The sequence below is a fragment of the Pseudomonas fluorescens genome, from assembly GCF_902497625.1.
Lineage (GTDB): Bacteria > Pseudomonadota > Gammaproteobacteria > Pseudomonadales > Pseudomonadaceae > Aquipseudomonas > Aquipseudomonas fluorescens_BQ.
The window spans coordinates 1-5547 of record NZ_CABVGX010000084.1 but is presented as its reverse complement, the minus strand read 5'-3'; the positions used below and the strand labels follow the sequence as shown (position 1 = coordinate 5547).

Genomic DNA, 5547 nt, shown 5'->3' with positions numbered 1-5547 from the left:
CGCACTGCGCACTCTCTGCTCCAGCGCACGCTGATCACCGAGCGGGCGGCAGCGGTATTGAACCGTATCGCCGATAGATAAAAGCACTTGAATGTCCGGTTTCCGACAAACGAAAAAAACCCGCCATAGGCGGGTTTTTCCAAGACCATTGTCGACTCCCTGTCGATAGCGAATCCTTGCTGATGGTCGATCATCCATGATCCTGAAGCGCTCCCTGTGCTTCAGTTGATGTGGCTAGAATACGCAACGGATCCAATATGGCATAGACGACATCGCTACCCTCGCGTGTAAGACATTCGCTATACCTGCGGTTGCACGATGCTCCCAGGCATCAACTTTCCAGTCGACTGCCCGGCCTGATCATCGATGCGCCGTCTGGCACCAGGGTCCAGCGACTCAAGCTTTCTTCAAACGATCAGCGATCAGTTTTCCTGTAGCTTCCGAGCGCTAGTCGTCTCTTTGATGAACGTTTCGATGTTACCCATTTGTTCATCCCAGCCGCGGCTGTCCATTCGGAAAGCTTTGAGACGACGCGATTGAGGTATGTGATCGAAACCGGACTCGGTGACTTTCAATAAGGTGCCTCCATCAAGGTCTTCCAGCTCGAATTTGACCAGCGTAGTCGGCTCCTGGGTGTAATCGATATCCGGCTCGACCGCATAGGGGTGCCAGCGAAACGAAAACACCCGCTCCGGCTCGACGCGCTCTACCAGCACGTTCCACAGCAAATGCTCGTAGCCGGGGTAGGTAATCTGCCCTTGGGTCCAGTCACCAGCAACAAAACGCTTGCCCTCCAGCGCCACGCCAAACCATTGCCCGAATGCTTCGGCATTGGCCACCACGCGCCAGACATGCGAGCGCGGCGCTTTAAGCAGGATCTTTCTTTCGATTCGATCTGATGCAGGATTCATAAATCACCTCCTGTAATGAACAGTAGGCCTGTAAGACCACAAGACCAACCTTAAAGTTGTACTACAGGTCCACAATCGACCATCCTGCAATATTCGGCCGTCTCCGCATGCGTAAGTTCTGGCCTTGTGCCAGGCAGCGACACAACAAGTGGAGCGCAGATCGCTACACTGCATCTCAATATTCATGACACAGCGAGAATCTTATGCAAGCACGCTTTCTCTGGGCATTGACGCCTCTGCTCGTCGCAACGCTGGCCTCGGCTGCAGATTGCGATAACGCGACCGATCAGGCCACCATGAATCAGTGCGCTGTCCAGCAAAACAAGGCCGCAGACAAGGAACTGAATACGCTGTATCAGCAAATCACGGCGCGCTTGAAGGGCAGCCCGGACAGCAAAAAGGTGTTGGTGGGTGCACAGCGTGCGTGGATTGCGTTCCGCGATGCTGAATGCAAGTTCTCTGCCTCAGGCGTCGCGGGTGGCAGCGTGTATCCGCTGATCTACAGTAACTGCCTCACTGACCTGACCAAAGCGCGCGTGGAAACATTCAAGGGTTACCTGAAATGTCCGGAGGGCGATATGAGCTGCCCCGTACCCGCGACTTGATGGTTTCCCACTATTGAAAAGCCTCGGCTGCGACGGTAGTCCCCTGGACAACACCAAGGATCACCGTCTCTCCCGGGAACCTGCCCGGGGTCGAAGACTCTGGTTTGCGCAGGGACTTCGCCAGCGTCGAGGCCGGCAGTCTATGCACTGCACTGGCCAGTGTAAGAAACACGACTTTCCCGCAGGCAAAACAAAACCCCTACCTGCATACGCAGATAGGGGTTTCGGAATTTAATCTTGACGATGACCTACTCTCACATGGGGAAACCCCACACTACCATCGGCGATGCATCGTTTCACTGCTGAGTTCGGGATGGGATCAGGTGGTTCCAATGCTCTATGGTCGTCAAGAAATTCGGTAGCCAGGTCGTTTCGGAAACAAGCTGGTGAAAACTGGTGACTTCTACTAAAACAAAACCCCTACCTGCATACGCAGATAGGGGTTTCGGAATTTAATCTTGACGATGACCTACTCTCACATGGGGAAACCCCACACTACCATCGGCGATGCATCGTTTCACTGCTGAGTTCGGGATGGGATCAGGTGGTTCCAATGCTCTATGGTCGTCAAGAAATTCTGTGACCGGCCCGTTTCGGAAACAAGCTGGTGAAAACTGGTGACTTCTACTAAAACAAAACCCCTACCTGCATACGCAGATAGGGGTTTCGGAATTTAATCTTGACGATGACCTACTCTCACATGGGGAAACCCCACACTACCATCGGCGATGCATCGTTTCACTGCTGAGTTCGGGATGGGATCAGGTGGTTCCAATGCTCTATGGTCGTCAAGAAATTCTGTGACCGGCCCGTTTCGGAAACAAGCTGGTGAAAACTGGTGACTTCTACTAAAACAAAACCCCTACCTGCATACGCAGATAGGGGTTTCGGAATTTAATCTTGACGATGACCTACTCTCACATGGGGAAACCCCACACTACCATCGGCGATGCATCGTTTCACTGCTGAGTTCGGGATGGGATCAGGTGGTTCCAATGCTCTATGGTCGTCAAGAAATTCTGTGACCGGCCCGTTTCGGAAACAAGCTGGTGAAAACTGGTGACTTCTACTAAAACAAAACCCCTACCTGCATACGCAGATAGGGGTTTCGGAATTTAATCTTGACGATGACCTACTCTCACATGGGGAAACCCCACACTACCATCGGCGATGCATCGTTTCACTGCTGAGTTCGGGATGGGATCAGGTGGTTCCAATGCTCTATGGTCGTCAAGAAATTCGGTAGCCAGGTCGTTCACCTTTCGGTTCACGCTCCAGCGAATGGGTATGTGATAGTTTTGTGTGCTGCTTGTGAGCAAGACATGCGAACTTTCGGTTCGTGTCGTCTTCACAGTCACCGCAATCTGGTGCTCGTTAGAGCAAGCAAATTGCTTGGGTGTTATATGGTCAAGCCTCACGGGCAATTAGTATTGGTTAGCTCAACGCCTCACAGCGCTTACACACCCAACCTATCAACGTCGTAGTCTTCGACGGCCCTTCAGGGGACTCAAGGTCCCAGTGAGATCTCATCTTGAGGCTAGTTTCCCGCTTAGATGCTTTCAGCGGTTATCTATTCCGAACATAGCTACCCGGCAATGCCACTGGCGTGACAACCGGAACACCAGAGGTTCGTCCACTCCGGTCCTCTCGTACTAGGAGCAGCCCCTCTCAAATCTCAAACGTCCACGGCAGATAGGGACCGAACTGTCTCACGACGTTCTAAACCCAGCTCGCGTACCACTTTAAATGGCGAACAGCCATACCCTTGGGACCGGCTTCAGCCCCAGGATGTGATGAGCCGACATCGAGGTGCCAAACACCGCCGTCGATATGAACTCTTGGGCGGTATCAGCCTGTTATCCCCGGAGTACCTTTTATCCGTTGAGCGATGGCCCTTCCATACAGAACCACCGGATCACTAAGACCTACTTTCGTACCTGCTCGACGTGTCTGTCTCGCAGTCAAGCGCGCTTTTGCCTTTATACTCTACGACCGATTTCCGACCGGTCTGAGCGCACCTTCGTACTCCTCCGTTACTCTTTAGGAGGAGACCGCCCCAGTCAAACTACCCACCATACACTGTCCTCGATCCGGATAACGGACCTGAGTTAGAACCTCAAAGTTGCCAGGGTGGTATTTCAAGGTTGGCTCCACGCGAACTGGCGTCCACGCTTCAAAGCCTCCCACCTATCCTACACAAGCAAATTCAAAGTCCAGTGCAAAGCTATAGTAAAGGTTCACGGGGTCTTTCCGTCTAGCCGCGGATACACTGCATCTTCACAGCGATTTCAATTTCACTGAGTCTCGGGTGGAGACAGCGCCGCCATCGTTACGCCATTCGTGCAGGTCGGAACTTACCCGACAAGGAATTTCGCTACCTTAGGACCGTTATAGTTACGGCCGCCGTTTACCGGGGCTTCGATCAAGAGCTTCGCGTTAGCTAACCCCATCAATTAACCTTCCGGCACCGGGCAGGCGTCACACCCTATACGTCCACTTTCGTGTTTGCAGAGTGCTGTGTTTTTAATAAACAGTCGCAGCGGCCTGGTATCTTCGACCGGCATGAGCTTACGGAGCAAGTCCTTCACCCTCACCGGCGCACCTTCTCCCGAAGTTACGGTGCCATTTTGCCTAGTTCCTTCACCCGAGTTCTCTCAAGCGCCTTGGTATTCTCTACCCAACCACCTGTGTCGGTTTGGGGTACGGTTCCTGGTTACCTGAAGCTTAGAAGCTTTTCTTGGAAGCATGGCATCAACCACTTCGTGTTCTAAAAGAACACTCGTCATCAGCTCTCGGCCTTAAGATCCCGGATTTACCTAAGATCTCAGCCTACCACCTTAAACTTGGACAACCAACGCCAAGCTGGCCTAGCCTTCTCCGTCCCTCCATCGCAATAACCAGAAGTACAGGAATATTAACCTGTTTTCCATCGACTACGCTTTTCAGCCTCGCCTTAGGGACCGACTAACCCTGCGTCGATTAACGTTGCGCAGGAAACCTTGGTCTTTCGGCGTGGGTGTTTTTCACACCCATTGTCGTTACTCATGTCAGCATTCGCACTTCTGATACCTCCAGCAAGCTTCTCAACTCACCTTCACAGGCTTACAGAACGCTCCTCTACCGCATCATCCTAAGATGATACCCGTAGCTTCGGTGTATGGTTTGAGCCCCGTTACATCTTCCGCGCAGGCCGACTCGACTAGTGAGCTATTACGCTTTCTTTAAAGGGTGGCTGCTTCTAAGCCAACCTCCTAGCTGTCTAAGCCTTCCCACATCGTTTCCCACTTAACCATAACTTTGGGACCTTAGCTGACGGTCTGGGTTGTTTCCCTTTTCACGACGGACGTTAGCACCCGCCGTGTGTCTCCCATGCTCGGCACTTGTAGGTATTCGGAGTTTGCATCGGTTTGGTAAGTCGGGATGACCCCCTAGCCGAAACAGTGCTCTACCCCCTACAGTGATACATGAGGCGCTACCTAAATAGCTTTCGAGGAGAACCAGCTATCTCCGAGCTTGATTAGCCTTTCACTCCGATCCACAGGTCATCCGCTAACTTTTCAACGGTAGTCGGTTCGGTCCTCCAGTTAGTGTTACCCAACCTTCAACCTGCCCATGGATAGATCGCCCGGTTTCGGGTCTATTCCCAGCGACTAGACGCCCTATTAAGACTCGCTTTCGCTACGCCTCCCCTATTCGGTTAAGCTCGCCACTGAAAATAAGTCGCTGACCCATTATACAAAAGGTACGCAGTCACCCAACAAAGTGGGCTCCCACTGCTTGTACGCATACGGTTTCAGGATCTATTTCACTCCCCTCTCCGGGGTTCTTTTCGCCTTTCCCTCACGGTACTAGTTCACTATCGGTCAGTCAGTAGTATTTAGCCTTGGAGGATGGTCCCCCCATATTCAGACAAAGTTTCTCGTGCTCCGTCCTACTCGATTTCATGACTAAGAGATTTTCGCGTACAGGGCTATCACCCACTATGGCCGTACTTTCCAGAACGTTCCGCTAATCTCAAAGCCACTTAAGGG

The 5547-nt window shown here is 52.4% G+C and carries 3 protein-coding genes and 6 rRNA genes; 1 reads left to right on the top strand and 8 read right to left on the bottom strand.

Annotation, left to right across the window (positions count from 1 at the left end; translation table 11 throughout):
• Both F8N12_RS28015 and F8N12_RS27020 read right to left on the bottom strand, forming a co-directional pair.
• Positions 1 to 194 (bottom strand): hypothetical protein (locus F8N12_RS28015; protein WP_224787754.1); only part of this gene is annotated, 194 nt, incomplete at its 3' end.
• Between the two features lie 228 nt (positions 195 to 422).
• Positions 423 to 911, bottom strand: coding sequence for an SRPBCC family protein (locus F8N12_RS27020; protein ID WP_150582257.1), 489 nt, complete (start codon positions 909 to 911; stop codon positions 423 to 425).
• A gap of 203 nt (positions 912 to 1114) precedes the next feature.
• On the opposite strand from F8N12_RS27020, the gene F8N12_RS27015 reads away from it, so the two are divergent.
• A complete protein-coding gene (locus F8N12_RS27015) occupies positions 1115 to 1516 on the top strand; it encodes a lysozyme inhibitor LprI family protein (RefSeq protein ID WP_150582256.1) in 402 nt (133 codons plus the stop codon).
• Between the two features lie 235 nt (positions 1517 to 1751).
• On the opposite strand, the gene rrf (F8N12_RS27010) is transcribed toward F8N12_RS27015, so the two are convergent.
• The 6 genes from rrf (F8N12_RS27010) to F8N12_RS26985 form a co-directional block, all read right to left on the bottom strand.
• Positions 1752 to 1867: ribosomal RNA gene (gene rrf, locus F8N12_RS27010) — 5S ribosomal RNA — on the bottom strand.
• Between the two features lie 105 nt (positions 1868 to 1972).
• A 5S ribosomal RNA gene (rrf, locus tag F8N12_RS27005) occupies positions 1973 to 2088 on the bottom strand.
• Positions 2089 to 2193: 105 nt separating this feature from the next.
• Positions 2194 to 2309, bottom strand: a 5S ribosomal RNA gene (gene rrf, locus F8N12_RS27000).
• Between the two features lie 105 nt (positions 2310 to 2414).
• Positions 2415 to 2530 (bottom strand): 5S ribosomal RNA (gene rrf / locus F8N12_RS26995).
• 105 nt (positions 2531 to 2635) lie between these two features.
• Positions 2636 to 2751, bottom strand: a 5S ribosomal RNA gene (gene rrf / locus F8N12_RS26990).
• Between the two features lie 168 nt (positions 2752 to 2919).
• Positions 2920 to 5547: ribosomal RNA gene (locus F8N12_RS26985) — 23S ribosomal RNA — on the bottom strand; the annotation flags it as partial.

Bases quoted from the DNA above. Each gene is read 5' to 3' on its own strand.
- F8N12_RS27020 (WP_150582257.1), bottom strand. From the start codon at position 911: ATGAATCCTGCATCAGATCGAATCGAAAGAAAGATCCTGCTTAAAGCG.
- F8N12_RS27015 (WP_150582256.1), top strand. From the start codon at position 1,115: ATGCAAGCACGCTTTCTCTGGGCATTGACGCCTCTGCTCGTCGCAACG.